General features: G+C 68.8%; 22 protein-coding genes and 3 pseudogenes. 10 read left to right on the top strand and 15 right to left on the bottom strand.

Translation table 11 applies throughout. The features are described 5' to 3' along the window. Positions 1 to 176: 176 nt before the first annotated feature. Positions 177 to 1115 (bottom strand): annotated as a pseudogene (locus tag AC5P1B_RS23930) (NAD-dependent epimerase/dehydratase family protein); the annotation flags it as partial. A 314-nt stretch (positions 1116 to 1429) separates the two neighbouring features. Here AC5P1B_RS23930 and AC5P1B_RS23925 point away from each other — a divergent pair. Then, positions 1430 to 2449 (top strand): DUF4232 domain-containing protein, encoded by a 1020-nt coding sequence (locus tag AC5P1B_RS23925; protein ID WP_493889538.1) that lies wholly within the window; start codon positions 1430 to 1432, stop codon positions 2447 to 2449. Positions 2450 to 2573: 124 nt separating this feature from the next. Further along, positions 2574 to 2969, top strand: coding sequence for a plasmid transfer protein KilB (kilB, locus tag AC5P1B_RS23920; protein WP_493889537.1), 396 nt, complete (start codon positions 2574 to 2576; stop codon positions 2967 to 2969). 400 nt (positions 2970 to 3369) lie between these two features. Here kilB and AC5P1B_RS23915 read toward each other — a convergent pair whose 3' ends face one another. Together AC5P1B_RS23915 and AC5P1B_RS23910 are read right to left on the bottom strand one after the other, a co-directional pair. Beyond that, a complete protein-coding gene (locus AC5P1B_RS23915) occupies positions 3370 to 4866 on the bottom strand; it encodes a vanadium-dependent haloperoxidase (RefSeq protein WP_493889536.1) in 1497 nt (498 codons plus the stop codon). A 389-nt stretch (positions 4867 to 5255) separates the two neighbouring features. Then, complete coding sequence (locus AC5P1B_RS23910; RefSeq protein ID WP_493889535.1) at positions 5256 to 5867, bottom strand: lipoprotein; 612 nt, start codon at positions 5865 to 5867, stop codon at positions 5256 to 5258. A gap of 1223 nt (positions 5868 to 7090) precedes the next feature. On the opposite strand from AC5P1B_RS23910, the gene AC5P1B_RS23905 reads away from it, so the two are divergent. Then, a complete protein-coding gene (locus tag AC5P1B_RS23905; protein WP_493889534.1) occupies positions 7091 to 7669 on the top strand; it encodes a restriction endonuclease in 579 nt (192 codons plus the stop codon). Positions 7670 to 8304: 635 nt separating this feature from the next. On the opposite strand, the gene helR is transcribed toward AC5P1B_RS23905, so the two are convergent. Beyond that, positions 8305 to 10461, bottom strand: a complete 2157-nt coding sequence (gene helR / locus AC5P1B_RS23900) for an RNA polymerase recycling motor ATPase HelR (RefSeq protein WP_493889533.1) — start codon at positions 10459 to 10461, stop codon at positions 8305 to 8307. A 790-nt stretch (positions 10462 to 11251) separates the two neighbouring features. Then, entirely contained in the window at positions 11252 to 12559 is a 1308-nt protein-coding gene (gene eno, locus AC5P1B_RS23895) for a phosphopyruvate hydratase (protein WP_493889532.1), read from the bottom strand. A gap of 175 nt (positions 12560 to 12734) precedes the next feature. Between eno and AC5P1B_RS23890 the strand changes: the two genes are divergently transcribed. Then, complete coding sequence (locus AC5P1B_RS23890; RefSeq protein WP_493889531.1) at positions 12735 to 13157, top strand: MarR family winged helix-turn-helix transcriptional regulator; 423 nt, start codon at positions 12735 to 12737, stop codon at positions 13155 to 13157. Here the strand turns inward: AC5P1B_RS23890 and AC5P1B_RS23885 are convergent. The 4 genes from AC5P1B_RS23885 to AC5P1B_RS23870 all read right to left on the bottom strand — a co-directional run bounded on the left by AC5P1B_RS23885 (position 13154) and on the right by AC5P1B_RS23870 (position 15506). After that, complete coding sequence (locus AC5P1B_RS23885; RefSeq protein WP_493889530.1) at positions 13154 to 13387, bottom strand: helix-turn-helix domain-containing protein; 234 nt, start codon at positions 13385 to 13387, stop codon at positions 13154 to 13156. The two genes, AC5P1B_RS23890 and AC5P1B_RS23885, sit on opposite strands and share 4 nt — an antisense overlap. After that, complete coding sequence (locus AC5P1B_RS23880; RefSeq protein WP_493889529.1) at positions 13387 to 13974, bottom strand: DUF2975 domain-containing protein; 588 nt, start codon at positions 13972 to 13974, stop codon at positions 13387 to 13389. The genes AC5P1B_RS23885 and AC5P1B_RS23880 overlap by 1 nt, the downstream gene beginning before the upstream one ends. Positions 13975 to 14337: 363 nt before the next feature. Beyond that, positions 14338 to 14763, bottom strand: a complete 426-nt coding sequence (locus AC5P1B_RS23875) for a tautomerase family protein (protein ID WP_493889528.1) — start codon at positions 14761 to 14763, stop codon at positions 14338 to 14340. 41 nt (positions 14764 to 14804) lie between these two features. After that, complete coding sequence (locus AC5P1B_RS23870; RefSeq protein ID WP_493889527.1) at positions 14805 to 15506, bottom strand: SDR family oxidoreductase; 702 nt, start codon at positions 15504 to 15506, stop codon at positions 14805 to 14807. A 92-nt stretch (positions 15507 to 15598) separates the two neighbouring features. On the opposite strand from AC5P1B_RS23870, the gene AC5P1B_RS23865 reads away from it, so the two are divergent. From AC5P1B_RS23865 to AC5P1B_RS23855, 3 genes and pseudogenes are all read left to right on the top strand, one after another. Beyond that, entirely contained in the window at positions 15599 to 16081 is a 483-nt protein-coding gene (locus AC5P1B_RS23865) for a winged helix-turn-helix transcriptional regulator (protein ID WP_493889583.1), read from the top strand. Between the two features lie 33 nt (positions 16082 to 16114). Further along, positions 16115 to 16363, top strand: a pseudogene (locus AC5P1B_RS23860) (MarR family transcriptional regulator); the annotation flags it as partial. 171 nt (positions 16364 to 16534) lie between these two features. After that, on the top strand, positions 16535 to 18097 hold the full coding sequence (locus tag AC5P1B_RS23855; protein ID WP_493889526.1) for an FAD-dependent oxidoreductase: 1563 nt from the start codon (positions 16535 to 16537) through the stop codon (positions 18095 to 18097). 74 nt (positions 18098 to 18171) lie between these two features. Here AC5P1B_RS23855 and AC5P1B_RS23850 read toward each other — a convergent pair. From AC5P1B_RS23850 to AC5P1B_RS23840, 3 genes and pseudogenes are all read right to left on the bottom strand, one after another. Continuing rightward, positions 18172 to 18706 (bottom strand): annotated as a pseudogene (locus AC5P1B_RS23850) (DUF4158 domain-containing protein); the annotation flags it as partial. A 174-nt stretch (positions 18707 to 18880) separates the two neighbouring features. Next, positions 18881 to 19438 carry a hypothetical protein gene (locus AC5P1B_RS23845; RefSeq protein ID WP_493889525.1) on the bottom strand — a complete coding sequence of 186 codons (558 nt, stop codon included), beginning with the start codon at positions 19436 to 19438 and terminating at the stop codon, positions 18881 to 18883. 454 nt (positions 19439 to 19892) lie between these two features. Next, positions 19893 to 20639 (bottom strand): hypothetical protein, encoded by a 747-nt coding sequence (locus tag AC5P1B_RS23840; RefSeq protein WP_493889524.1) that lies wholly within the window; start codon positions 20637 to 20639, stop codon positions 19893 to 19895. 426 nt (positions 20640 to 21065) lie between these two features. Between AC5P1B_RS23840 and AC5P1B_RS23835 the strand changes: the two genes are divergently transcribed. Beyond that, positions 21066 to 21500, top strand: coding sequence for a hypothetical protein (locus AC5P1B_RS23835; protein WP_493889523.1), 435 nt, complete (start codon positions 21066 to 21068; stop codon positions 21498 to 21500). A gap of 193 nt (positions 21501 to 21693) precedes the next feature. On the opposite strand, the gene AC5P1B_RS23830 is transcribed toward AC5P1B_RS23835, so the two are convergent. Beyond that, on the bottom strand, positions 21694 to 22251 hold the full coding sequence (locus tag AC5P1B_RS23830) for an HAD domain-containing protein (RefSeq protein WP_493889522.1): 558 nt from the start codon (positions 22249 to 22251) through the stop codon (positions 21694 to 21696). Between the two features lie 162 nt (positions 22252 to 22413). Here AC5P1B_RS23830 and AC5P1B_RS23825 point away from each other — a divergent pair, with 162 nt between their 5' ends. Continuing rightward, positions 22414 to 22554, top strand: coding sequence for a hypothetical protein (locus AC5P1B_RS23825; protein ID WP_493889520.1), 141 nt, complete (start codon positions 22414 to 22416; stop codon positions 22552 to 22554). On the opposite strand, the gene AC5P1B_RS23820 is transcribed toward AC5P1B_RS23825, so the two are convergent. Continuing rightward, positions 22547 to 23992, bottom strand: coding sequence for a DHA2 family efflux MFS transporter permease subunit (locus AC5P1B_RS23820; protein WP_493889519.1), 1446 nt, complete (start codon positions 23990 to 23992; stop codon positions 22547 to 22549). The genes AC5P1B_RS23825 and AC5P1B_RS23820 overlap by 8 nt on opposite strands. Before the next feature lie 158 nt (positions 23993 to 24150). On the opposite strand from AC5P1B_RS23820, the gene AC5P1B_RS23815 reads away from it, so the two are divergent. Further along, on the top strand, positions 24151 to 25020 hold the full coding sequence (locus tag AC5P1B_RS23815) for a helix-turn-helix transcriptional regulator (protein WP_493889517.1): 870 nt from the start codon (positions 24151 to 24153) through the stop codon (positions 25018 to 25020). A gap of 216 nt (positions 25021 to 25236) precedes the next feature. On the opposite strand, the gene AC5P1B_RS23810 is transcribed toward AC5P1B_RS23815, so the two are convergent. Then, positions 25237 to 26352 carry a M20 family metallopeptidase gene (locus tag AC5P1B_RS23810; protein ID WP_493889516.1) on the bottom strand — a complete coding sequence of 372 codons (1116 nt, stop codon included), beginning with the start codon at positions 26350 to 26352 and terminating at the stop codon, positions 25237 to 25239. Positions 26353 to 26563: the final 211 nt, after the last annotated feature.

Raw genomic sequence — 26563 nt, 5'->3', positions numbered from 1 at the left:
GGCGGGCGCCCCACCGCCGCCCCCAGGATCATCTGAGCCGTCCGCGACATGCTGCCCAACCCCGATAACTCGATCACCTCGATCGACTCGATCGCCGAGCTCCTCGCCGTCCTGTCGTGCCGACGAGCGCCGCGCTCCCGCTGAACCCGCCAGCGGGCCTTACGTCGGCACGGATGTCACCCGGTGGAGGCCAGTCGCTCACGCCACCAGTCGACTGTCGCCTTGACCTGCTCATCGACGGGGGTGGCTCGTACCGCGAATTCGGCTTCGTAAGCGCTCGAATCGACGACGAACGGATGGTCGAACTGGTAGCGAATCTCCTTCAGTTCGCGAAGCGGCGGGGAGAAGACCGACACGACACCCAGCACGATCGGCGGCAGTCTGCGCACCGCGGCCGGCCCCGTTGCCGACTGAGCGGCAAGGCGGTCGACCATCTCCCGGGTGGACAGCGCCGGCTCCGTCGGGGCGTGCCAGGCCCGTCCCCAGGCCCGTTCCTCACCCGCGACCTCGACCAGAGTCCTGGCCACATCGGGGAGATAGCTCCAGCTGTGGGGGACGTCCGGGTTTCCGAGCGTGGAGACCGGCTTGCCGCGCAGCAGTCGAGGCATGACCCGCGCGGCCAGGTGCCCGCCGTCGGTCACGCCGGGCCCGAAGAAATCCGAGGCCCGCACCTCGACGGCCTTGATGCGGCCCTGCTCATGCAGCTTCCGTGCCTGCTCCCAAACGCCGGTGCGCACCTGACCCTTGGGGCCGGTCGCCGCGAGCGGCAGCTCCTCGGTCATGGGACCGTCCACCGGACCGTAGCCGTAGAGGTTGCCCAGCATGACCAGGACGGCCCCGGTCTCCTCAGCCGCCGCGCAGACCGATGAGGCCAGCGGCGGCAGTTCACTCGCCCAGCGATGGTAGGGCGGCGCGGCGCAGCTGTAGATCGCGGCCGCGCCCTGCGCGGCCTCGGTCAGTCGCTTGCTGTCCGCCGCGTCCAACGTGATGTGCTCGATGCCGGGCTCCGGCCTTCGGCCCGACTTGGTGACGACCCGTACCGAATGACCCTCTTCGGCCAGCAGCCGAGCAGTGGCCGCCCCGGCGGGCCCGAAACCTAGAACAACATAAAGGCTCGCGCGCGGAGACTAGCGCGAGAGTGTGAGTGCTCTTGTGCCAGGTAAGTCAGGGGTACGCCGCGCGGAGGTGCATGCAGTGGCCTCGGTCAGCTTCACGGTGGTCCGTCCGGGGTGCCTGAATGCGCGATGTGGTTCGTCCAAGAACTCGGCGAGATCTCGGCCAGGATCTCGGCGACTCTGCGACGAACAGACACGCAGACACTCATTGGCGAGCTCCTGCCCGTACCGTCCCCTCACCTGTGTCAGGCTTGTTACCGGAAATGTGACCCCCGTCATGACATGTATGGTCTAGTCCTGATCGACTCGGGCGTATGCGTACCGCCTCCGTCCCTCTCCCCGTCGTCGCGGTCTTCCTGCTGCTCACGGCTTGCGGATCGCAGAATGCCGATTCGCGGAGCGACGGCTCGGCGCCGACGCAGGGGCCTGACTCCCCGGGCGCCCCCGGCACGTCCTCCTGCGGGGCTCGGACTTCCGGCACGCCATCCGCGCCCAGCACTTCGGACCTGCCTGGCGACCCTTCCGACCTGGCGAAGGACGGAGTGAAGATCACCGGCTTGGGCGGCGGCACCCGCGCCTGCGCCGAGTTCGAGGTCACCAACCGGGAGTCCGGACCCTTCACCTACACGATCACCTTCGAGTCGCGGTCGGATTCCGGAGAGATGCTGACAAGGACGCAGCAGACAGTGCCGTCCGTCCAGCCCGGTCGGACCATGAAGCGCACCGTCACCATGGAAGGGCTTCCTCCGGGCGTACGTGGCAAGGCACGCGTACGGATCGCCGAGGTGAGGAGGATACCCACCGACGAAGCACCCTCCCAAGGGGGCTCCTGCCCGCCCTCGGGAGTACGGGTGTACGCCGACGATGGCGATGCCGCCATGGGCCTCCGCGTCATGGGCCTCCATCTGGAGAACTGCGGCACTCGTACCTACCGTCTCAACGGCTACCCGCAACTCCAACTCATCGGCGAGGACCACAAGCGCGTCAACAGCGTGAAGCTCCTCCATGGCGGCAGCGCCATCGCCACCGGCACCGGAGCCGACGGCGTACCCCAGCCACTGGTCCTGAAGCCCGGCGAGCGCGCCCACGCCGGTCTGGCCTGGCGCAACACCGTCGAAGCAGGCAATCCCGTGAGCGTCCCCTACGTGAGGGTGCGGGCGAAGCCCGGTGCCGATCCGGTGATGGTGACCCCGGAACTCGACCTGGGCACCACGGGGAAGCTCGGTGTCGGCCCCTGGAAGAAGGACGCGACGACTGGGCCGGTCCCCGGCGGTTCGTCCGGCACGCAGTCCGCCGAATCCGCATCCCCGCCCGCCGTCCCCACACCCTCGTGAAGGGCCCGCGACTGCCCCCGACCCGCCCGCCCACGAAGACTCTGACTTCCCGGTGAAGGAGCGTCACCCAGCATCTCGGTCGGCGGGTCAGCACCCGAGTCGGCGAGGCTGAGACTGTCGGGCAGTGGAGCATCAGGGTTCTCCTGCCGTCACCCAGCAGTCGCGTTCCCCTTCCGCCACCTCCAGTGCCAGAGCGTGTCGGCCGGTGGTCGTGCTCGAAACCGGCACGGAGAGGCCCCACCGGGAGCGTCTGTACTGGGAGACGCGGCTGCAAACCCTGCCAGACACGACTGCCGACAGTACGGACGAGGCTCTCCGCGAGAGTTGGGCTGCGCGGTCGCGGGTGAATCACGCGATGAACCGGCTGAGACTGACGACGCAGGACCGTCGGGTCCTGGATCTCGCGACCCAGACGCGCAATGCGACCTTCGGGGTCCAGACTTCCACGCACACCCCGAGCGAGGCGAGGGAGCAGCAGTACGCTCTTTTGGCCGCGGTAGCCGCATTGACCAGGGCCTGAAACGGCAAGCTTCGTTCCTCGAACGGTGCGTGCCTTTCCGCTCTCGTGACGGCGCGCTTTGGCCTCGGTCTCCGTGGATCTCCTTCCAGGAATGGTCTCCGGCTCGGCAGGTCGGTGACGGCGCGGTTCGGTGGTTCGGTCGTCCGGCAGGAGCTCGCCGGAGCTTTGACCGCGCCACGTCGTCCCCGTCGGCGGCGCGTGCAAGGAACAGGCATAGGCATAGGCAGCGCCACCGGGCGACGGATACCGCTCCAGGCATGCCAGGGGCCGCGCGTTGGGGGAGTGGGCCAGCGGTGTATGGACGGCCGTGCAGCCATGCGACGCTGTAATGGCGGGGGACACGACCGTCCATCATGCTGTCTGTACCGCTGAACTAGCGAACCGCTGAACTACTGACGGATCAGATGGTGATGGTGGTGCCGTCGAAGCGGCTGAGGGTGAAGTGGGCGTCCTCCAAAGTGACGTCCCTCGCCTCTCGCAGGACGCCGATGGCCACTTCCTCCCCGAGGCGCACCGATTCTGTGTAGTCGGTGCGCCAGTGCACGCCGCCCATGTTGCGGCCGATGGCCACATTCGCCGCGACCTTGTTGAGCTCACCGCCGACGGTCAGCCGGTCGTGGCCTGGTCCGTCGTACGGGACCAGGGCGGTGCCGTCGGCCGACGGGACAACAGGCTCGGGGAGGTGGTACGCCTCGTCGAACCATGCCTTGAGGATGGTCACGCAGGCACCCGCCACGGTGGCGTGCCCGGCCCCGTAGGCCGGATGTGCCGGGCTGCCTTCGGGGAAGGCCTGCGGCAGCAGATACGTGCCGTGCTTTTCGAAGACGCGCTTGACGGCGGCAGAGCCCAGCACCTCGGAGTCGATCGGGTACTCCCGGCGGCCGCGCAACTGCTGGTGAATCCGGCCGCCGAACTCCTCAGGGCGCAACCGCCGGTGCACGCTCCACTTCTGGAACCACACGGCCTTCAACGCCCGGCTGGCCACCTCCGCGACCAGCGAGAGGACATGCGGGCCTCCGTAGGTGCCGAAGCCGATCTGATTGCGTGAGAAGTGGTACGGGTTGCCCGCGTCCACCGGCGCGCCGTTGCCGAGCAGGATGAGGGCGGCGTTGACATACGCCTCGTACAGCGCGTCGAAGTGGACGTAGTGGGCCATGTCCCGGGGCGTCTGGATGTAGCGACGCGTGGTGAGGTCCCGCTCGTCCGGCTCGGGCGCAAAGCCGTTCTGCACCTCCAGCCAGTCGTCCCAACCGGTCAGGTGGTCGACCGGACGGACCAGGGTGTCCTGCCGCTGCGGGATCAGCAAAGTGCCGTACGGAATGTCCTTGAGCAGGAACTGCGACACGTAAGGTCCGGTCAGATCGCCACGGGTGGTGCCGCGGAACAGCGTCCGCGTCGTCACCTGGCCGTCCTGCTTGGGGCCGCGGAAGTCGGAGAGACCGCTGAGTTCCGTCGCTGCCTCCGCGGCGAGCTCGCTCGCGTCCAGGCGTGTGAACAACACATCGCGGAGGAGCGCCATCCAGTACAGCTCGACCATTTCGGCGGAGTTCTCCGCGCCGTCGATACGCGGTGCCGGCCGGATGGCAAGCGCCTGTGCGTCCGGGCCCTCCAGGTCGAAGCTGAAGCCCGCCTGCGGGTTGACCAGTTTGCGGGTGCCACCGAGCGGTACTTGCTCGAAGTCCCCACTGCGACCGGTGCCCAACGCACGCAGCAGCAGGCGGTAGGCGCCTGGGTCTGCCTCGCCGAACTTGTTGTGCGGCAGGGCCTTGGAGTAGTTGGCGACGAAGGGATAGTCCGTTTCCTCTCCGTTGCCGACCTGAAGCGGTACATGGCGCGCGAACTCGGCCTCAGCGGCCCGTTTACGTGTTCCACGCGCGACGAATCGACGAGTGCTCATCATCTCTTCCCCCGTGTTTCCCCGTGCTTCCCCGTGTGAACGAAGTGCGGTATCGCACTTATGTCCCTGAGGACTCCCAGCCCGTGCCGCGCGTTGCACGAAACAGAAAAATCATCGGGCATCTCCACATTCATGACATGGAGTTCCGCTTCAGGCGCGGGGGAGGACGGCGCCGCCGTCACCATCGCCTGCCTCAGGCTATGGCTGCCCTGACATTGCGGCCCTGTCTGGCGGAGCGGCAACTTCAGGATGCGGTGTCGCGATGAAGTCGGGCAGGACCCGGTTGAGTTGATCGGCGTGAGTGATGAAGACGCCGTGCCGCACTCCGGAATGCTCCTTGCGGGACTGGGCTCGCTCTCGGGCGAGCCCCGGGGGCGCGGCGGTGGTGCTCAGGAGGCCACGCCGAGGGTCTCCTTGGCCAGCTCGAACGCCGGGAGCATCGCCTTGTGCTCGTCTGCGTTGAGCCCTCCGAGATGGATGACCACGCCACCGTGCTTGGTCATCACGGCCAGCGCACGTTCGGGCCTGACCTCGCCGGCGGACAGGTCGGTGACGGTGTAGGTGGCCTCGGTAGCAGGCAGGTCACCGGCCTTGACCTCACGGAACTTGACGTTGCTCTCGAAGTTCTCGGCGGCGACGAACGTCTTCATCAGGGCGCGGGATGTGCCGCCGGGCGCGGCGGCACCCTTGGTGCCGGACCACACGATGAGGAAGCCGACGTGCCCGGCGGGCTTGGCGTCGAGCTCGCAGGCGGGCGTGAGCGGCCCCTGATGGCCGAGCGGGCCCATCTGGTCCACCGTCGCCTGCGTGATGGCCTCCGCCTTCCAGGACGTCGCGAGCGTGAAGTGCACGGACAGTTCGCACGCCGTGCCCTTGTCGCCCAGCTTCTTCTCGGCGACCTTCTCTTTCTCGCCCCCGTCCCCGCCCCAGCCGAACGAGCAGCCACTGAGCACGCTCATCGCGACCACCGCGCCCATCACGGCCTGCGATACCTTGCGCATTCCGGGATTCCCCCACTCTTGAGCATGAAGTTTCGAAAATTCGCCGCAGCTTATACGACAGATTTAGTCGCGAACCACACCGTTTTTCCGATGCCGCAGGGGCAGGGTGGTGCATGCTCATTTGTCCGGCAGCGCGGAGATCGCGCCAGCCCGCGTCCCGACTCGTCGTCCGGCGAGTCGCGACGCGGCCGTGGCATCCCGCTGTCCGCGTCCGACACCTCGACGCGCATCTCTCGCAGCCTCATCAACCATGGGGCCACGGCCGAGGGCCCGTATCGAAAGTGGCTCGTTGTGACTCTGCGGCGTGTGTTTCTCTTCCGGTGTGACCATTGAGAGCTCCGGGGCGCCTGGTGAGAGGCCGGGCCGCTGTATCCGGCGGAAGGCTGCCGGACTGTGGGTCAGAGGCTGAGGGCGAGAGCCACGAGGCGGTCAACGCGATCAGAGTGGCGACGGTGACCTTGATCGGGTCCTTCAGGGCGGGGCGGGTGTGGGTCAGGTGGAACACGCCCCCGAGGACGGGCGAGCAGGAGAGGCTGAGGGTCAGGAGGAGGAGGGCGGTTGTGGTGGTCACGGCAAGGTCCTTCACAGGTGTCGGGTGTGCTCCGGGTTCCTGTGGAAGGGGGACCGGAGCGGGATGAGACACACCGTGAGGCACCAAGGGGTTAGCCCCGCAAGTCCACCCGTTCCCGAGCACTCTTGCACCTGACAGGCCCTCACCACATGTCGCCTACCTGGGGCTTGTGCATCTGCGTGGTGTGGGGCGGACGCGTATACACGACGGTGGGGCTAGCGGCGCAAGGGCGACCGTCGGAGGCTTGAACGGGCTGCCCGGCGTACCGTCTCCCCCTGTCCCGGGCGGCTTGTCTGCGGCGTACGGCAGATATGGCAGGGCGCTCTCGATGACTCACTCTGATGGAAGCGGCTACAGCCCCCCAGAGGGTGTTCGCGCGGCTCCGCCGCACCGGCGCGCAGCCGGCGCTCTCCCGAAAGCCCGGCCACGCCCTCGGCAGCGCTGACCCCGCCGCAGCTTCCCGACAGAGCGTTCAAGCGCGGCAGCCGCGAGTTCCGGGGAGCGCCGCCGCACGACACCCGTCCCGGCCGGAGCCCGACGACCCATCTACCTCCCTTGGTGGGCGGCGCGGGGGCCCTGGACTCGGGTAGACCGCCTTCGAGTTGGGGAGGCAGAAGGGGGCATACAGCCGGAAGCAGGGGGGCAAGAACACATGGGGACAGTGCTGCTGGCGTCGTTAGCCGTCGTCGTTGCCGCAGTCGTGGTGACGAGCCTGGTACGCGCAGGGCGCCGAGAGGCGCAGGCCGAGAAGGCGCGGCTTGCTGAAGAAACACAGCGACAAGCGCGCCGGTCGCTCGACGCGGTCTGGGCGATGGACGACCGGCAATTCGAGGAATACGTCGCCGAACTCTGCCGCCGGGACGGCTGCACCGACGTCAAGCGCGTCGGCGGAGCCGGCGACCTGGGCGCGGACGTCACCGGCCTCCTCCCCGATGGCCGCCGAATCGTCATCCAGTGCAAGCGGTACGCCAAACACCGCACCGTCGGCAGCCGCTACATCCAGACCTTCAACGGCACCGCTCGCGCCGAGCATGGCGCCGACGTCCCCGTCTTCGTCGCCTCCTGCGTCTTCACGAAGCCGGCCCGCGACTTCGCCGCCCGCCACCAACTGAGCCTGATCGACGTGAACCTGCTCGGCTTCTGGAACAGCGGAACCGCGCTGACCTCGTTCCTGGACCTGGAAATCGGCCGCTCCGGTACCCACCGCAGACTCCGCCCCGACCGCGACTGACCATAGACGCGGCTTAAGTGGCTCCAGCTCGTCCGGACCGATCCGGCGCATCGGACTGCGGCTGCCGATCATCACACCGCCCGAGGTGATCGCGTAGTAGTGCGCCTGCCGCGAGGCCCACTCCTTCTGACGCTTCTCGGGTTCCTGCTCAACTTCCGTGGTCGGTTACTGAGTCGGTTACTGAGAGCCCGGATATCGATGCGAGGTAGGCGTGAAGGGAGCGCGCGATTTATTCCACCAGATCAGCTGCCATCCGCTATTGTGGGGGTCTTCTGAGTAAGGCGAACACTTCGGGTCCGCGCAGTTCCTGAGACAGGTCTGATAGGCGCGGCATCACGTGGAAGTGCACATGCGCGAAGCCCCTGACCTCGGTGATGTGCTACATGCGTCTTGACGCAGCCCGTCACATCGTGAAGTGCTCGGGGCAGTCGCACCTGCCACATTCCCAGTGTTGCCGCCTCTACGTCGGTGAGCTCATGGACCGCTGTGACATGGCGGCGAGGCAGCAGGACCAGCCAGGGAGTGCGGTGCCCGTACTCGGCGGAGAGGTCGCGCCACGCCGCGAAGCCCAGGCATTCCTTCGGTGGCGCTCTTCGTGATCGTAGAGGGCTGCGATCACGATGTCTGGGCGGACATCAGGAGTTCGTGAGGATGACGAGTTGCTGGGTCGCTCGGGTCATCGCGACATAGCGGTCGACCGTTCCTTCGACACCCTTGCCGAACGTCTCCGGGTCGATGAGGACGACGAGGTCGAACTCCAGCCCCTTCGACAGCTCCGGAGCCAGCGACCGCACGCGGGACGTCGCCCGGAACGTGGGATCGCCGATGACGCAGGCGATCCCGTCGGCATGCGCGACGAGCCAGGTGTCGAGGATCGAGTCCAGAGCCGCAACAGATCCGTGTACGACGGGGACGCCGCTGCTGCGGATGGAGGTCGGCACATTGGCGTCCGGGAGCACGGCTCGGATGACCAGCTCGGCTTCCGCCATGACCTCTTCCGGCGTCCGGTAGTTGATGCTCAGGGAGGCCACGTTGATCCGGTCGAGCCCGATCCGCTTGAGCCGTTCCTGCCACGACTCTGTGAACCCGTGCCTGGCCTGGGCGCGGTCCCCGACAATGGTGAAGCTCCGGGACGGGCAGCGGAGCAGCAGCATTTGCCACTCCGCGTCGGTCAGTTCCTGAGCCTCGTCCACGACGATGTGCGCGAACGGGCCGGCGAGGAGGTCCGGTTCGGCGGTGGGCAGTGCGGTCTCGTCGATCAGGCTGTCCTGCAGGTCCCGTCCGTGCAGCATCCCCAACGCGCCTTCGCTCTCGTCGATCACGACGTTCTGCAGCAGGCTGTCCATGACGTCGGCCCGGCGCGCGCGTTCGGCGGCGACAGCGGCTTCCTGCCGACGCTTACGCACCGACGCCTCGGGGTCGCCGAGCCGCTGCCGTGCTGCGTCCAGGAGCGGCAGGTCGGACACCGTCCAGGCCTGGGCGTCCTCGCGTTGCAGCTTGCGAACGTCATCGGGGCTGAGCCAGGGAGCGCACTTGCGCAGGTAGGCGGGAACCGACCACAGGTCTCCGACGAGGTCGGTCGCTTCGAGTATCGGCCACGCGCGGTTGAGGGTCCCGATCAGCTCTCTGTTCTGCAGCAGCGACCTCCGGAGCAGGTCGGGTGAGACGTTGTCCTCGTCGTGCTTGTCCATCAGGATCGTGAACAGCTCTTCCCGGACCTGGTCACGTGCTTCGTTGTGTGGAGTGCCCGGTTCCACCGCTTCGAACGCCGCGGCCCAGTCGTCGGCGCTCAGCCAGAGGTCGGACCAGTGGGTCGAGACCGTCATCCCCTTGGTGGGCGGCTCTTCGTAGATGCCGACGGCCGGCTCGATCACCTTCACCATGTCCGCGGACGACTTCAGACGGGCCACGTCCGGGTCGGTCTCGATCGCGGCAGTGGCTCCCTCGGAGACGAGGTCGCGCAGCGTGCAGGTCTGCACGCCCTCTTCGCCGAGGCTGGGGAGGACGTCGGAGACGTAGGTCAGGTAGGGCCGGCTCGGGCCGACGAACAGCACGCCGCCGTGGCGGTGACCGAGGCGGGGGTCGGAGTAGAGGAGGTAGGCGGAGCGGTGCAGAGCGACGACGGTCTTCCCCGTACCCGGACCGCCGTCGACGACGAGCGCGCCGCGGGACCCAGCCCGGATGATGGCGTCCTGATCGGACTGGATGGTGCCGAGTACGTCTCGCATCCGTGCTGACCGGTTGCTGCCCAGGCTGGCGATGAAGGCGGACTGGTCGTCGAGCGCGGCGTGCCCTTCAAGCCCGTCCGAGGTGAACACCTCGTCCCAGTAATCGCTGATCCGGCCGCGGGTCCAGCGATACCTGCGGCGGCTTGCCAGACCCATCGGGTTGGCGTGGGTCGCCGCGAAGAACGGCTCAGCCGCGGGCGAGCGCCAGTCGAGCAGCAGCCGACGCCCCGCGCTGTCGGTGAGGCCAAGCCGTCCGACGTACACGGGCTCGGGGTTGTCTGTGCTGACGATGTGTCCGAGGCACAGGTCCAAACCGAAGCCACGCAAGGCGCGCAGGCGAGCGGTCAGCCGGTGGATCTCCATGTCCCGGTCCATCGCCTCCCGGCCAATGCCGCCGGGCGCCTTGCGCTCGGCATCGAGGCGGTCGGACAGTTCGGATATCGCTCGCTCAAGGCTTTCCTCGATGGCCGCGAAATGCTGCTCGTCACCGTTGATCAGCGCCGGGTCGGCCTTGGGGGAGAGGTGGTCGGGAAGGTCGAACGCGCTGGTGGTCAGGGAGTTCATGTCACCAGCTCCGGTCTGAGGTCGCGCTCGCGAAGTCCAGCGGTGCGCACACCCGCGCCTCGGCGCCGAGTGCCCGCGACCGCGGCGCGAGTCTCACCACTTGCTCGACGTCACCGCACGGCCTATAAACCGACAACAACACACGCACTTCGTGAATCTCCCATTTCTGCAGGTTCTGGCCTCGGCCAGTGATTCTGCGGCACGACCTGGGTCTTGCCGCAAGCCCCCCGGTGCGCTATAAGTTGAAAGTGGCAAGGAGTGGGTTCCTCGTTTGCCTTCGCCCGCTGTGGACGGACACACCCTTCGCTAGGCGGCGACGCGCCACGTATGGCGGTTTTGCCGGCCAGGAGAATCTCCCCCCGGGCCTGTTTGCAGCCGCAGAACGAGAAGTTCTCACCCTCTTCCCCTTGAGCAAGGCCGGCTTGAGCATCGTTGAGAGCGCCGTGCTGAATCGTGCCTGAGCGGCAGATGTACCCGAGGCCGCCATCTCTCACCTGCTGAAACTCGTCATCGTCGCTCTCACGCACGCGTACGCGTTCTCCACCCGCACAGAATGACGGTCACGCTCCGCCCGGAACGGAACCGAGCAGCGCGTCCCACCACGACAGGGCGAGCGATGCCTGATTCGGCACTGGCTGGCTCCATTCGACCGGCCGTGCCGACCGGTCCGGGAAGGAAGGCGAAGGTCACACGGGGGTGGACAGCTGAGGAAGGTGTGTCTCCCCGGCACGCGAGCGGGCCCCCCGATCACGATCGGGGGGCCCGCGTGGGCTCTACCTCTGCCTGCTGTTCACGCCCGACGCAGTGCGGAGCGGCCCGCGAAGCGCGCCGAGTCGCCCAACTCCTCTTCGATCCGGATCAGTTGGTTGTACTTCGCCGTGCGGTCGGAACGGGAGAGCGAGCCGGTCTTGATCTGACCGCAGCCGGTCGCCACCGCCAGATCCGCGATGGTGGTGTCCTCCGTCTCGCCCGAGCGGTGCGACATGACAGCCGTCCAGCCCGCCTGGTGGGCCGTGGCCACCGCGGCCAGCGCCTCGGTCAGGGTCCCGATCTGATTGACCTTGACCAGGACCGAGTTGCCGACGCCGGTGCGGATGCCCTCGCGCAGCAGCGTCTCGTTGGTGCAGAACACGTCGTCGCCGGTGAGCTGGCAGCGGTCGCCGACGCGGGCGGTCAGCTCGCGCCAGCCGTCCAGGTCGTTCTCCGCCATCGGGTCCTCGATGGAGACGACCGGGTAGGCGTCGATGAGTTTGGCGAGGTAGTCGGCGTTCTCGGAGGGGGTGCGGCGCACCCCCTCGCCCGCGTAGTCGTACACCCCGTCGCGGAAGAACTCCGACGACGCCGGGTCCATGACCAGGCCGATGTCCGTGCCGGGGCGGTAGCCGGTGCGCTCGATGGCGGTCATCACGAAGTCGAGCGCCTCCTCAGCGGTGCGCAGCGCGGGCGCGAAGCCACCCTCGTCGCCGACGCTCGTGGAGTACCCGGCGGCCAGCAGATCGCGGCGCAGGGTGTGGAAGACCTCGCTGCCCATGCGGACGGCTTCGGTGAAGGTGTCCGCGCCCACGGGGGCGATCATGAACTCCTGGAAATCCAGCGGATTGTCGGCGTGGGCGCCACCGTTGACGATGTTCATCATGGGCAGCGGCAGGAGGTGGGCGTCGGCGCCGCCGAGGTAGCGGTAGAGGGGCTGGCGGTGGGCCGCCGCGGCGGCCTTGGCGGCGGCGAGGGAGACGCCGAGGACCGCGTTGGCGCCGAGCCGGGACTTCGTGGCGGTGCCGTCGAGGGCGACAAGCGCGGCGTCGAGACCCGCCTGGTCCGCCCCGTCCCGGCCGCGCACGGACGCCGCGATCTCCCCGTTGACGTGGGCCACCGCGCGGTCGACGCCCTTGCCGTGCCAGCGTGCGGGGTCTCCGTCGCGCAGCTCCACGGCCTCCCGGGCACCGGTGGAGGCGCCGGAGGGGACAGCCGCGCGCCCCAGGGAACCGTCCGCCAGGACGACGTCGACCTCGACCGTGGGGTTGCCCCGGCTGTCGATGATCCGGCGGGCGGTGACGGTCTCAATGGCGGCGTTGACGGTTCCGGCTGCCTTTACGGACATGGGAGTCCCTTCCCGTTGTCGTGTGCCGTGGCCCCGGCTGCGACGACGCTGGCGCTGAGCCCGACAGCGCAAACCATACAGCAATGCTGCTCAGTTTTGCTGCACAGCATGGCTGTGCAGTATTGCTGTGCAGGTCAGGTGCACAGCAATACTGCACAGCGGGGTAAAGTGCCCTATGCCCACCTCGGAAGCCGCCGCCATCGCAGCCGAACTGCGCACCGCGATGAGCAAGCTCACCCGACGTGTCAAACACGAGGACCGCACCCCGCTGGGTCAGGTCGCCGTGCTCGGTGCGCTCGACCGCAACGGCGCCATGACCACCAGCGACCTCGCCGCCGATCAGCGCGTACGCCCCCAGTCGATGGCACGGGCGGTGGGGCTGCTCATGGAACAGAACCTGATCACGCGCCGGGCGCACCCCACGGACGGCCGTAAGTCACTGGTCGAGCTGTCGGACGCGGGCCGGGCCGCGCTCGAAGCGGAGCGCGGCCGCAGGGCCGGTTGGCTCGCGCAGGCCATCGAGGCCGAACTCACGGATGAGGAGCGGGCGTTGCTGGCGCGGAGCGCCGCCCTGCTGGAGCGGCTCGCCACACGCTAGGCCGGCTCGGCGGGGTCGTGGGTGATCAGGTCTCCTGGCTGACACTGGAGGACATCGCAGATCCTCGACAGGGTTGAGAAGCGGATGGCCTTGGCCCGCCCGTTCTTGAGTACGGACAGGTTAACGACGGTGATGCCCACCTGCGCGGACAGTTCGGTGAGCGTCATGCCGCGCTCGGCGAGGAGTCGGTCGAGGTGAACCCGGATCGTGTGGAGTTCCTCTTCGGCCATCAGATGGTCCCTTCGAAGTCCTCTCGCATGCGCACGCCTTCGCGCATGATCTTCCTCATGATCACTGCGGCGAGGCCGGCAAGGACGAGCGCCTGCGGCCCGGTGGCCGTCGGTTCAGAACCCGCGACCGGCGCCATGCTCCCGACGGGCCAGGGCTGAGACCAGCCGACGACGAGGCCGGCCAGCGGCGTACCCACGGCGACGAACCAGCCGAGAACGGAGAGCCGCTGCGACACCACGTCAGTGAACGGCCCCTGCGGCAGGACGGCCTTGAGCGGCCGGGAGAAGAGCAGCAGCGCGAGGGAACCGAACAGCAGCCAGGGCAGTTCGCCCCCGAGGTCCGCGGCGTGCTGCCCCACGGAGGGGCTGTCCTGGCAGAGGCGTGTGGCACTGCTGGACGCCTCCACGCCCTTGCCGATCGGCAGGTCGTCCGGGGCAAGTGAGGCGTTGCGCCAGAAGTCCGTCTCTACGCAGACCGCCCCGTCGTCGAGCGTGTGCGTGGCCCTCGTGCCGAAGAAGGCGAGCCCGCAGAGCACCGCCAGTACAAAGGTCCCCGAGGCCAGGGTCCTCGTGAGTCGCGTGTTCACCGCATGCCTTCCCATCGATTATCGATACGCCCAAGACTGGAGGGGCATATCGATAATCGACACGTTCATGGTCGCCGACGGGGACGCTCCGATGGGCTGGGAGGTCGGCTTCCATCTGGGATCGGCCGATGGGTGTGCCCCAGATCCGCGTCAAAGGGGCAATGAGTTGATCTTGAGCTCTGCCGGGCGTCCGGGCTCACTCGGTGCTCTCGGTGCTCTCGGTGCTCTCGGTGCTCTCGGTGCTCTCGGTGTCCTCGGTGTCCTCGGTGTCCTCGGTGTCCTCGGTGTCCTCGGCGAGGATGCGCTAGGCGGTGGCGACCGAGGTGCGGCTCATTTGTTCCGGGAGCGGCACCGGCGGCGCGATCAGTACGGGGACGCCGAGTTGTTCTCAGCCCAGAGCTTCTCGGCGTCGGAGCCTGCCGGGGGCGGCACGATGCCGTTGATCATCCAGAGGTCGTCGCTGGTCTCGTCGATGTGGAACTCCCAGTGCAGCCCCGCGCTCCGTTCGAGGTGGGGCTGCAGCATGCCCTTGATCCACTGGGCGGTCCGGCGCCGGCTCTCCCGGTCGGGGTTGCGGCGGGCGATGTGGTCGATGGCGATGCGGACCCCGACCGAGGTGGGCTCCCCGCCGACGTAGAAATCCTCGGGCCGGGTCTCGTGGAACAGCGTGACCACGTAGAACCGGGGCAACCCGAACTCTTCGTAGTGGTCAGCGATGTGGGAGGCGAGTCGACGCTTTTCCGCGTCGGTGAAGGTTCCGGGCGTGTGGTGAATCGTCCACAGTGGCATGGCGGTTCGCTACTCCTCGAATGTTGGGTTGGGTTGGGGTGTCAACGGGCGGCCGGGAAGGCCAGGCGCTCCACGGGGCCGGACAGCGCCGCCTTGGCGGCGACTGTGGCGTCGTCCGTGAGCACTTCCGTGGCCTCGGCCTCCAGGCCGTCGACGATCCGCGCGGCCACCTCGGTCGGCGTCGCCTTCGGCAGCCAGAAGGCGGAGACCATCTCGGTGTCGATGAAGCCTGCGTGCACGCCGACGGTCTGAGTGTTCTGGTGTGCCAGTTCGAGTCGGAGCGAGTTCGTGACGGACCACGCCGCCGCCTTGGATGCCCCGTAGGCGCCGCTGCCGGCCAGCCAGGACAGCACGGAGTGCATGTTCACCAGTGCGCCCCCGCCGTTCGCGGCCAGGATCGGCGCGAACGCTCGTGCCACCCGCAGCAGCCCGAAGACGTTGACGTCGAATGTCGCGGTGACGCGCTCGAAGTCACCCGTGAGCAGCGGAGTCGGCAGCAGGACCCCAGCGTTGTTGAACACGATCTCGACATCGCCGGCGACCTCCGTGAGGGCGGCGACCGACGCCGCCGAGCGGACCTCCAGTTCGGCGGTAACCACCTCTGGACGGTTGTCGATGTACGCCGAGCGCGCGGTCGAGTACACCTTTCGCGCCCCGCGTGCCAGCACCTCATCCACCAGCGCCGCGCCGAGTCCCCGCCGGCCCCCGGTCACCACGACCGCCCTGCCTGCTACTGCAACCACAAGCACCTCCCACCTGAGTAACGTAACCGTTAGGCAGATGGAATCACGTCACGCTGGATAACGCAATCGTTAGTTACACTGGCGAGGTGGCGATGAACTTCGAGGAGCGGCTGCGCGACCGGGATGCGTGGTCGATCGGCGACGGATGCTCGGCGGGGCGGGTGCTGGACCTGCTCAGCACCAAGACGGTGTTTCTGGTGGTCCGCGAATGCTTCTACGGCACAACCAGGTTCGAGGACTTCGTGGATCGGATCGGAGCCTCGGCACCCGCGGTGTCACGGGCACTCAAACAGCTGAAGGCCGCGCACGTCGTCGAGCCCGTTCTGTACCGGGAGCCGGGGAGCCGGGCCCGCGACGAGTACCGGCTGACTCAGGCCGGCGAGGACCTGCTGCCGGTGCTCCTGTCGCTGACGCAATGGGGCGACAAGTACCTACAGGAAGGCCGCCCGCCCCTGTCGTTCGTCGAAGCCGACACCGGCCGCCCGATACGGGCCCGCGTAACCGCCGACCCGGCGCCGGAGACGATGTCCGACGACATCGAGGTCCGGCTGAACCCCGCCTGGCGGCGCGGCTAAGCCGACCGTCCGTAATCGTGATCAGTCTCAGCGGCCGATCCGGCCGACATCCTCGCCGTTCTCGACGAGCTGCTGGCCAAGCAGCTGCTCGTCCCGGACGGCGCGCACCTTCGCCCCGCGGCTGCAGGGCACGAGCTGATCGCCGCCGCCAGTGCGGAGACCGCCCCCATCACCGCCCGCATCTGGGGCGGGATACCCGCCGAGGACCTGGCCGCCGCCGGCCGCGCCCTCGCTCTGGTCACCGAGCGCGCCGAGGCGGAGCTTGCGGCGCTGACCGCCTGATCGAGGACCGGCCGGGACACCGGCGGGCGGCGGGTGACGTAGCCGGGCAAGAGCGCGGACGACTCGCTTCCCGTCCCTCCTCGCGGGGCCGACCCCTTGACATCGCGGCCCCTGTTGTGGCTGGTCAGGGCGGTGTAAGGGCCTTTTTGGCCCTCGGTCATAGTGGGCGCCATGGACTATGACGTAGTGGTGGCCGGAGGCGGCCCGGTCGGACTGATGCTGGCCTGCGAGCTCCGGCTCGGAGGCGCGCGAGTGGCCGTTCTGGAGCGTCTCAGCGAAGTGAATCCGACGATCAAGGGCGGGGCGATCACCACGCCCAGCGCCGAGGCGCTCTACCGGCGGGGCATGCTGCCCGCGCTGGCCGAGGTGCAGCGGCAGGCGATGGACCGCTTCCAGGCGTTCATGCGCGAGCGGAACGGCGGGGACGGAGGCGGGACCGCGGGCCAAGGGCTCGGGTTCGTCGGGCACTTCGCCGGGATCATGCTGCGCGCCGACCTGGTCGACCGTACGGAGCCGGGCTTCGGCGACGCCGGACCCGCCGCCGAGATCGCTTTCGTGGCGCAGCAGGACATCGAGCGGCTGCTCGGCGGGCGGGCGGACGAGCTCGGCGTCGACGTGCGCCGGGGAGTGGAGCTGACCGGCTTCGACGCGGACGACGGGGCCGTCACCGTGCGGACGAGCGATGGGGCGATACGCGCCGGCTGGCTCGTGGGCTGCGACGGCGGCCGCAGCGCGGTCCGCAAGCTCGCGGGGTTCGAATTTCCCGGTACGGAACCGGAGGTCACCTGTCACCAGGCTGTCGTGGAGGTGACCGGCGCCGAGGACCTGAAGGTCGGCTGGACCGCCACGGACATCGGGGTGTACGCCTACGGGCCGATGCCGGGCCGCGTCGTCACCGTGGAGTTCGACGGCCCGCCGGCCGACCGGGACGCGCCGGTCACCACCGAGGACCTCCAGGCGCGGCTGCGCCGCGTATCCGGCGTGGACGTCACGATCACCAGGGTGCGGACCGCGACCCGCTTCACCGACCACGCCCGCCAGGCCACCGAGTACCGCAAGGGCCGGGTGCTGCTGGCGGGCGATGCGGCGCACGTGCACTCCGCGTTCGGGAGCCAGGGGCTGAGCCTGGGTATCGGGGACGCGATGAACCTCGGCTGGAAGCTCGCCGCGGTGATCGGCGGCCGGGCGCCGGAAGGGCTGCTGGACACGTACACCTCCGAGCGGCACCCGGTCGGTGCGTGGGTCCTGGACTGGACCCGTTCCCAGGTCGCGGCTATGCGCCCGGACCCGCAGTCCCGGGCCCTGCGCGAGATCGTCAGCGACCTGGCGGGGACGGTCGTGGGCACCACGTACCTCACCGCGCGGCTCAACGGTGCCGGGGTGCGGTACGAGCTGCCGGGCGAGCACCCGCTGACCGGCCGCAGCACCCCGGACCTCGAACTCACCGACGGCGGCCGCCTCGCGGACCACCTCCACGGCGGCCGGGCGCTCCTGCTCGACCTCACCGACGACCCGGAGCTCCGGGCCCTCGCTGCGGGGTATGCCGGCCGCGTCGACATCCTGACGGCCGGCTGCCCCTCCCGGCCGGAACTGGCGGCGGTCCTCGTCCGTCCGGACGGCTTCACGGCCTGGGCGGCCGACGCGGGGGCGCAGGTGCCGACGTCGACGGCCGGGCTGGCGGAGGCGCTGGAGGAGTGGTTCGGAGTGCCGGAGGGTGCGGTGACGCCGGGCTGATCCGCCGCTCTGCTGGCTGACTCGAACCACGAGCCGATCCCACCCACGGCCGCCGCACCCACCCGGTGTGGCGGCCGCCGGTTCGCCGCCTCCCGCACGGAGGCGACCAGCCGGGCCAGCGTGGTCACGCCGGGCAGCAGCACCCGCCGCTCACGCAGCCACCCCGTCGCCGCGTCGAACAGCGCCTTCGGGCCCTTCCCTGGTCGTCCAGGCCCGCGCGTCCACCCACGCCCGCAGCTCCCGCCTCCGCGTCGGTGAACTCCGTGTACTCCAGGAGCTTCCGCAGCTCCTACACGTGCTCGAACCGGGTTTTCTCCCGTCCGCCGTACGCCTTCAGCACCGAGGCGTCCGCGATGCCCAGTTGCTCGGCGAGGTAGTCGACGACTTCGATCGGCACGTCGGTCGGGTCGTCCAGGAAACCCCGAGGTAGCGCACGGTCGTCAGCTGTACCGCGAAGCCGAGCCGGTTGTGGGACCGCCGTTTGGACTTGATCAGTTCCCGGCCCGCATCGTCCAGGAAGGAGAACCGCTCCAACCCCGTACGCGACGGCGCCCCGCCGTACGCCGCATGGCTTGCGGCCTGCTCATCGGTCAGAAACTCGACCGGCACTCCGGCACTCCGGCACTCCGGCACTCCAGACCTCCAGACCTCCAGACCTCCAGACAGTCAGTGATCAACACGACTGCCGAAGGCCCCGCCTCCGCCGAATCTCAGGTCAAAGCGCTCTCAGGCGCGCGAAGGGCTTAGCGCGAGTTTTCGTTCCGGTCTTCCTCGCCCCCCGTTTCAGCCACGCCCCAGTGCCGACCGGCTCTTGCCCTTCCCTCTCTTGCGGAGTTTGCGGATGCGCTCCCGGTGTGCGGCCGCACGCCGCGCCTCACGGGCGCGGTGGACCCGGTAGGCACCCCAGAGAGTGGCGCAGACGGTAACCAGGAAGGCGATGATCGACGGGCCCGCGCCCGCGACGGAACCGCAGTCGGGGTCGGAGGAGCGGCAGCCACGGGCAGGGCCGGCCGACAGGGCGTAGGAGAAGGCCAGCCAGGCCGAGCCCATGCACAACCAGATGCCGAGCAGCCGCAGCACGCGGTACATCCCGTGCGCCTGGCGTTGATGAAGGGCGTTGGCTCCCAGGGCCCCGGCCGCCGCGACGATTCCGCTGGTGGCGCCGAAGCCGATCGGACCACCGGGCCAGTCCAGCAGCAGATCAGGGGTCAACCGGATGAGCCACCGCGGCGAAGACACCGCCACCAGGAAACCGGAGAGCGCACCGACCACGAAGGCCACCGCACCCGCTGCCCTCAGCGCTGCGCGTGCCTTGGACCGCACGCCCCGCCACTCGACCATGTCCCCAGCGCCCCCTCACCGCCTGGCTATACCGGGCAACGATCCTAGGCACTGCCACGCCGCCGATTCGCCCCGGTGGCCTGCGTGGCCGCTGCCGGGCCATCCCAGTGCACCGGCCACCGGCCACCGGCGATCGAAGAACCCGTGCGTCACTGCCGAGACGGCGAGCCCCGCCGCCAGGCCGGTCGGTCGGTCGGTCGGTCGGCGGAAGACCGTGGTCCAGAATCGGAGCACGGGCGTCGCCAAGCTGCTGGAAGCCGCTTCCCTGCTGGTTCCGGAGGAGATCGCCACCGAGACGACATCACGGTGAACGATGTCCGGGAGTACCTCACCCGGGACGAGTGGGAAACGGCCCTCGGAGTGGTGGAAGAACCCGGTGACGACCAACCGCTTGCGCTCAGCTTCTGGGAAACCTTGGCCACCGCGGCCGAACAGACGTGGTCGCACAGCTTCTTCAGCTGGCCTGTGCGTCGTCGGCTTCCCGGGCCGGCTTGGGGGCCGTGTCCCAGCTGACGCCGATGAGACCAGCGTGGCTGTCCAGGAGGGCTGCCAGGGCGGCCGTCACGCGTGAGTCCCACCAGTCGGCGAGGACGTGCAGCTCGTACTCTCCGGAGCCGGTCGCGGGCCGGGCGTCCAGGACCCGCTCGCGGCGGGCGCGCCAGGTGACGCGGCGGGGCATACGCGGGATATCCGTGTTGCCGCCCTGAAGGACGGCGCCGAGGAGGACGAAGAGGACGAGCGGGATTTGCAACGGTGACAGCAGCCACCACGTCCACCACCAGCGGGCCCGCCCCTTGTAGCCGGTGACCGCCGGCTGGCCATGCTGCTCGACGTCCCACCGGGCCCGTACGTTGCCGCCGCTGAGGGCCCGCTGGCGGACGACGACGGCCAGCCGGTCACCTGCCGCGTCTCGCACTTCGTACGTTGCCGAGTGCTTGGCCGCGGTCTCCGTGGTGACGTGAGCGAGCACTTCCTCGCGGTGTGGGTCCGCCCAGAGCGTGAAGGCCCGGACCCCCTCCTTGCGGGCGGCGGCGTACTCCTCGGCTCCGCCGCCGGGCGGGCAGCGCCGCTCAAGGTAGGCCAGGGGCCGCTCGGACTCTGCCAGTTCCCCGGGTGTCCGTCCCTCGCTCAGCCGTATCTCCAGGCGCACCGCTCCCGAGTCCTCCGCTTCGCCCAATTCCAGCCACAGCCGCCGCGCCATCAGCCGCCCTCCATCTTTCGCAGCCCGTCCTTCCGGAGCCGGAACCCTACCGGTGTGCGCTACACGGGCTTCAGCTGGGCGTTCCAACGGGAAGCAGCCGCGGATACCCGCCATGGGGCGCGGGCCGCGCCCACTTCACGGACGGCAGCAATGGAGTACACCCGCTGGCGCAGTCGAGTCGCTTGTCGCCAGAACCGGAGGGCCGCCCGCCGGGCCAGCCGCAGTGCTGTACGAGACGTGAGGCGGAAACGCCGTGCTCCTGCCCCACGGGATACGCCCCCGGGGCGCCCCGGTTCCGGTCGAGGAATACCACCAGGCCGCTCGGGCCACCGGTCGGCCCTGGACATACGAGAAGGGAACGGCCTGTGGGCATGATGGGGACCGGGCGGGAAATTGGGCGCCACAGCCGAACTTCGGAGGAAGACGATGACCGAGTCCGTCACGCTGACCGCCGCGAGCCCAGACGGCACTCCCACGGAAATGCTGCACCCGCGGTTCAGCACGGCACAGCCGTACAAGGTGATGGTCGTCAGGGAAGGCCGCCCGGAGGCGGCGTACGGTGGGATTCACCTGCACGCCTGCCTGTGGGACCTGCGCAAAGACCTCGAATCCGAGGGCCTGTTGCTCTGCTGTCAGGGCGCCCGTCCCGATGTCACATTGTCCGGGATGCAGGCGCAGATGGAGGGCGGCCGGTACGCGTACACATGCGACGCGGAGTCCCGAATCGTCAACGCGGAACCTGATGAGATGGTGGATATCTTTGCCTCCGCAGCAGCTGAGGAGGTGGTCGGCACAGCCGTGCAGCGCGCCGCGATCTTCGCCTTCCACGGCCTGGAGGATCGGGCTGATAAGGCGACCTGAGCCATCCGCCACCTCGCGCACGGGTCCTTGACCACTCTCGACCCGCGCGTTGGAGCCGGGCGCAGGGTCCTGGCGGCACCGGCGACGAAGGTGAAAGGCTCGGCCAGTTCCTCCGTCGTCTGCTTGGAGGGCCAGGCGTTGAAGCCCGCCGTCGAGGGCGTCCCCGCGAACCGAGGCTTCCTCCGTATGCCGGTCAAGCCGCGCGGGCGGAGGCGCCCAGCGAACGCGCGAAGGCGGCAAGGACCTTGAAGTCCGGCTCCAACAACCCGTACCGCGCGTCGACGTGGTGGAGAAGCGCCGCACCGGAGTGGTGCGTGCCCACGTACGCCCGATCGGCGTCGCCCAGTTCGTCATCGACCCAGACGAAGTCCCTGCCCGCCGCGTACGTCACGAGGTAACGGGTCTTCCAGAATGTGCTGTCCGGCCCGACATCGTGCATCGCGGGCCAGTCCACGAACGGGAATTCCGGCAGTCCCAGCACGGGGGCGATGAAGGTGTGGGCCTCCGCGGCCCAGGTGGTTGCCCATACGAGGTCGTACCGCTCGGTCAGGGCCAGCAGCTGGGGACCGTGGTCGGGCTTGAGCCAGACGCGTAGCGGCTTCACGTACGCGCGGGGCTCGCCCGGGTGTTGCGCGAACCAGGCGTCCGGCTTCATACGATGGGTCGTGTAGCCCGCCGGACGCCGCTCGGGTTTCGCGGCCCAGGGGTTCAGCGGGCCGTCCACGTCGAGAAAGAGCAACGGGCAGGGCATGGTGTTGCTCCTCTCCATGCGAGGCAAGGCGGGCGTTCGCGGTCGTGTGAGCCTACCGTCGGCGGCGGCCGTCATTCCTCCCCGTTTTCGGTGGCAACCCGTTTCCACCATGTCGCTGTTTTCCGGCCGCGCCGATGGGCTGCCAAGGAAGCACCGGGCGATGTGAGCCTGGAGACGATGCTCACCGAGGTCGATGAGCTCCCGGCGGTGCGGGCGATCGGCCTGCCGCCGGGCCTGTTCTTTGGCGTTGCGCCGCAGATCGTGGCCAGCTGGGGGCGAGCGGCACCTGCCCCGGTCAGGTAGGAGTTTCGGGGGCGTCGACTGTGGACCCTGAGCGGTGGCTTGTGAGCAGTGTGGCGATCAGGGCGGCGCCGAGTGCGAGGAGGGTGGCAGCGACGGTGAGCGCGAGCGAGAAGCCCTCCGTCGCGGCGTGCAGTGGGCCGGTCGAGTCGGCCAGGGCGTCGCTGCGGCGTGCGGCCAGGGTGACCAGTACTGCCAAGCCCACGGCGCCGCCTACCTGTTGGACGGAGCTGAGGACGGCCGAGCCGAGACCGGCGTTCTCCTCGGTGGTGCCCGCGAGTGCGGCGACCGTCAGGGCGGGCAGGCTCAGGCCGCACCCGAGACTCGTGACGAGCATGCCGGGCAGCACGCCGGACGCGTAGACGTCGCTCGGCGCGATACCGGACAGCAGGAGCAGCCCCGCCGCGCTGATCAGGAATGAGATGACGAGGGTCCGGCGCATCCCGAGTCTGATCACCGCGTGGGAGGAGAGCCACATGCCTGCGAGGATGCCGGCGCCGAAGGGCAGGTAGGCGAGGCCTGCCTTGAGCGGGCCGTAACCGATCACGGTTTGCAGGTGAAGCATCAGCAGGAAGGCCATCGCGTACAGGGCGGCGGAGAACAGGAGGGTCGTGACGTTGGCGACGGCGCGGGTCTGGAAGGACAGGAACGACAGCGGTACCAGTGGCTCGGCGGTGCGTGCTTCGGCCGCGAGGAACGAGACGGTCAGGACGAGGGCGAGGATCAGGGGCCCGACAACGCCCGCGTCGGCCCACCCTGACTCCCCGGCCCGGAGCAGACCGTAAACCAGCGACAGGACGGCGCCGGTGCCCAGTACCGCACCGGGTACGTCCAGGCGTGCCTGGTGGGTGGCCCGGCTCTCGGGGATCAGACGTGGGACCAGGAGAAGGGCCGCGACGGCCACGGGCAGGTTGATCAGGAAGATCCACCGCCAGGAGGCGAGACCGGTCAGCGCACCGGAGATCACCAGGCCCATCGTGCCGCCCAGACCGGCGATACCGCCCCAGATGCTGAACGCCTTGGCGCGCTCCTCGGTACCGGGGAACAGGAGTGTGATCAGTGACAGCGCGGCCGGGCTGGCCATGGCCGCGCCCGCACCCTGGACGAACCGCCCCGCCACGAGTTGCCAGGGCTCCTGAGCGAGACCGCAGGCGAGACTCGCGGCGCCGAACAGGGCCACACCGCTGAGGAACACGCGACGGCGGCCCAGCAGGTCGGCCGCGCGACCGGACAGCAACAGCAGCCCGCCGAAGGCCAGGAAGTACGCGTTGACGACCCAGGCCAGGCCCGCGGTGCTGAAGCCGAGGTCGTTCCGGAGGCTGGGGAGAGCGACGCTCACCACGTTGTCGTCCAGGACGAGCATGAACTGCACGAAGCACAGCACGATCAGCGCCGGCCGACGGCGATTGGTGCTTGTGGCAAGGGCGGTTGCTGATGTCATGACGGTCGCCCCGTGGGCGTGGCCGACGCGGCCGCCCCGCGGTAGTGCGGGCGGCACGGATGGTTGAAAGGCATGCGATGACGCTATGTACCGGCTGAGTTGGCCACAATCCGCTATGGGGCCATGTCATAACGCGTTGAGGACATACGCTGGGACGCATGACCGAGGCTGTCGTAGGCGCCGTCCCGCCCGGGGTGGGGGCGATCGTGGTGGGAAACTTCCCCTTGGCGTCGGGGCAGTGGATACTCCCGCACAGCCACCCGCAGCACCAGTTGGCCTGGACGCCACGGGGTGTACTCGGCGTCGCCGTCGACGACACCTACTGGGTCCTGCCGCCCACCCGGGCGCTGTGGCTGCCCGCGGGAGTCGTGCACCGGACCGGTGCGACCCGCGACGCGGTGCTGCGCAGCCTCTACTTCGAACCGGGCCGGTGCCCTCTGAGCTGGACTGAGCCCACGCCGGTCGGCGTCGACGGGCTGCTGGCCCACCTGGTCCACTACCTCAACCGGCAGGACCTGGCTGATGACGTGCGACTGCGGGCCGAGGCGGTCGTACTGGATCTGCTGCACCCTTTGCCGACCATGCCCATCGATGTTCCACAAGCCGTCGACGAACGCGTATGCGTCGTGGCCGACGCGTTGCTTGCCGACCCGGCGGACCCGCGGAGCCTTGAAGCCCACGCACGGGCCGTCGGAGTGAGCCGACGCACCCTGACACGCTTGTTCGTCCACGACATGGGCATGAGCTTCGATCGCTGGCGCACCCATGTGCGGCTGCGCGCCGCCCTGCCTCTCCTCGCCGAAGGCCGATCCGTGTCCCGGGTCGCACACGCCGTGGGATACGCGACAGCGAGCGCGTTTCTCGCGGCGTTCCGCCGAACTGTCGGCATCTCCCCAAGGCGCTACCTCAACGGCGACACCGTATTCGAAACGTCTGATACGAGTGAGCCGGTGCCGGTGCCGGTGCCGGTCGAGGAGGAGCTGGGGCCGTGCCACAGCGAAGGCCAGCAGGGAGAGCTTCAGTCGTAACTGGGGCAGTACCCATTTCTGTACGATCCGGCGGGGTGCAGCCAGCCCGGGGCGACGACGCCGCCGATCTCCTCGCCCCGTCCCGGCCGCAGGGACCGGCGCCCTTGGGGGATACGCCCGATCACCGCAGGCGAATCTTGGCGATCGCAGGTCGCGGCCTCGCGTGATCGCTCACAGGTCGCGCGTGCTCGTGTTCTTCTACGTGTTCTGTATCCGTTACGTGTTCTGTCGCTGTGTGTTCCGCAGCGCGCTCACCAGTCCGGCAACAAGGTTCGCCCGCTCGGCCATGGCGTCGATCACCAGGTACTCGTGGTCGGCGTGAGCACCGCCCCCGACTGCTCCAAGGCCATCGAGTGTCGGCACCCCCAGTGCGGCCGTGAAGTTGCCGTCGCTTCCCCCGCCGACTGCCTTGCCTTCGACGTCGGGAATCAGCGTCTTGGCCACCGCGAAGAGCTCGGCCGACGCCGACTCAGGCATCGGGGGGCGGTTGACAGCTCCCCGAACCGTGATCTCCGCCTCATCGAGATGCGGAGCCAGGGCGGCGAACGCGGATTCGATGCGTTCCTGCTCATCGGCTGACTCGACCCGGACGTCGACGATGACGGTCGCCTCTGCGGGAACGACGTTGTCCACAGTTCCCGCGGAGGCGACGGTCGGGGTGACAGTCGTGCCGATGCCGGGTCGGCCAAGCGCCGCGATATCCAGTACTTGGTGTGCTGCTTCGATCAGGGCGTTGACTCCGGCCGCAGGCTCAAGGCCTGCGTGCGACGCCCGGCCCGCGACAGTCACTTCGAACGTGCCGCAGCCCTTACGGCCGGTCTTCAGGCCTCCGCCATCAGCGGCGCCCTCGCACACAAGTACGGCGCCGCAGGCAAGGGCTCGTTCTTCGATGAGAGCTCGCGAGGAACGGGAGCCGACCTCTTCGTCGGCAGTCATCAGGATCTCGACGCCTGACCGGTCGTCGAGCGTCGCCAGGCCATGAACTGCCTGTACCAAACCACCAAGCATGTCGAAGACCCCGGGGCCGGTCGCACGCCCGTCTTTGACCATGAACGGGCGGCGTTCAAGGGTGCCGAGCGGAAACACCGTGTCATGGTGGCCGAGGATGAGTACTTTGGGGTCGCCACCAGCTGACCAGTGGACATGCGGCCCGGCTTCACTCTCAACGAGGATGGCCTGCCCGCCAAGGCGGCTCTCGATGACAGCGGCGACAGCTTTGGCCGATGCCATCAAGGCGTCGAGGTCGCGCGATGGAGACTCGATTTCGACGAGTGTCCTGAGGTCCTCAATCATCGCGTCAACACTCACATCGACGGTCTTGTGCATCGTCATGTCGCAAGGGTACTGGGTACGCCGTGACGTACGCCGAGAAGGAATACGGAGCGAGGGCTACCTGGCCCGGGTCCTCGTTTCTTGCTCAGGGGCGCCGGGCGACCGAGTGGCTACGTGCGGCGCGTCGGTCTGGTACGAGTACAGGAGCAGGCCCCGCCGACGCACCGTGGGACGCCTGCATACGGAGCCGGGCGACGCCCCGACCCTCCGG

Source organism: Streptomyces sp. A01 (genome assembly GCF_059026195.1).
The sequence above is the reverse complement of the archived record's forward strand: the minus strand, read 5'-3'. Positions and strand labels throughout refer to the sequence as shown.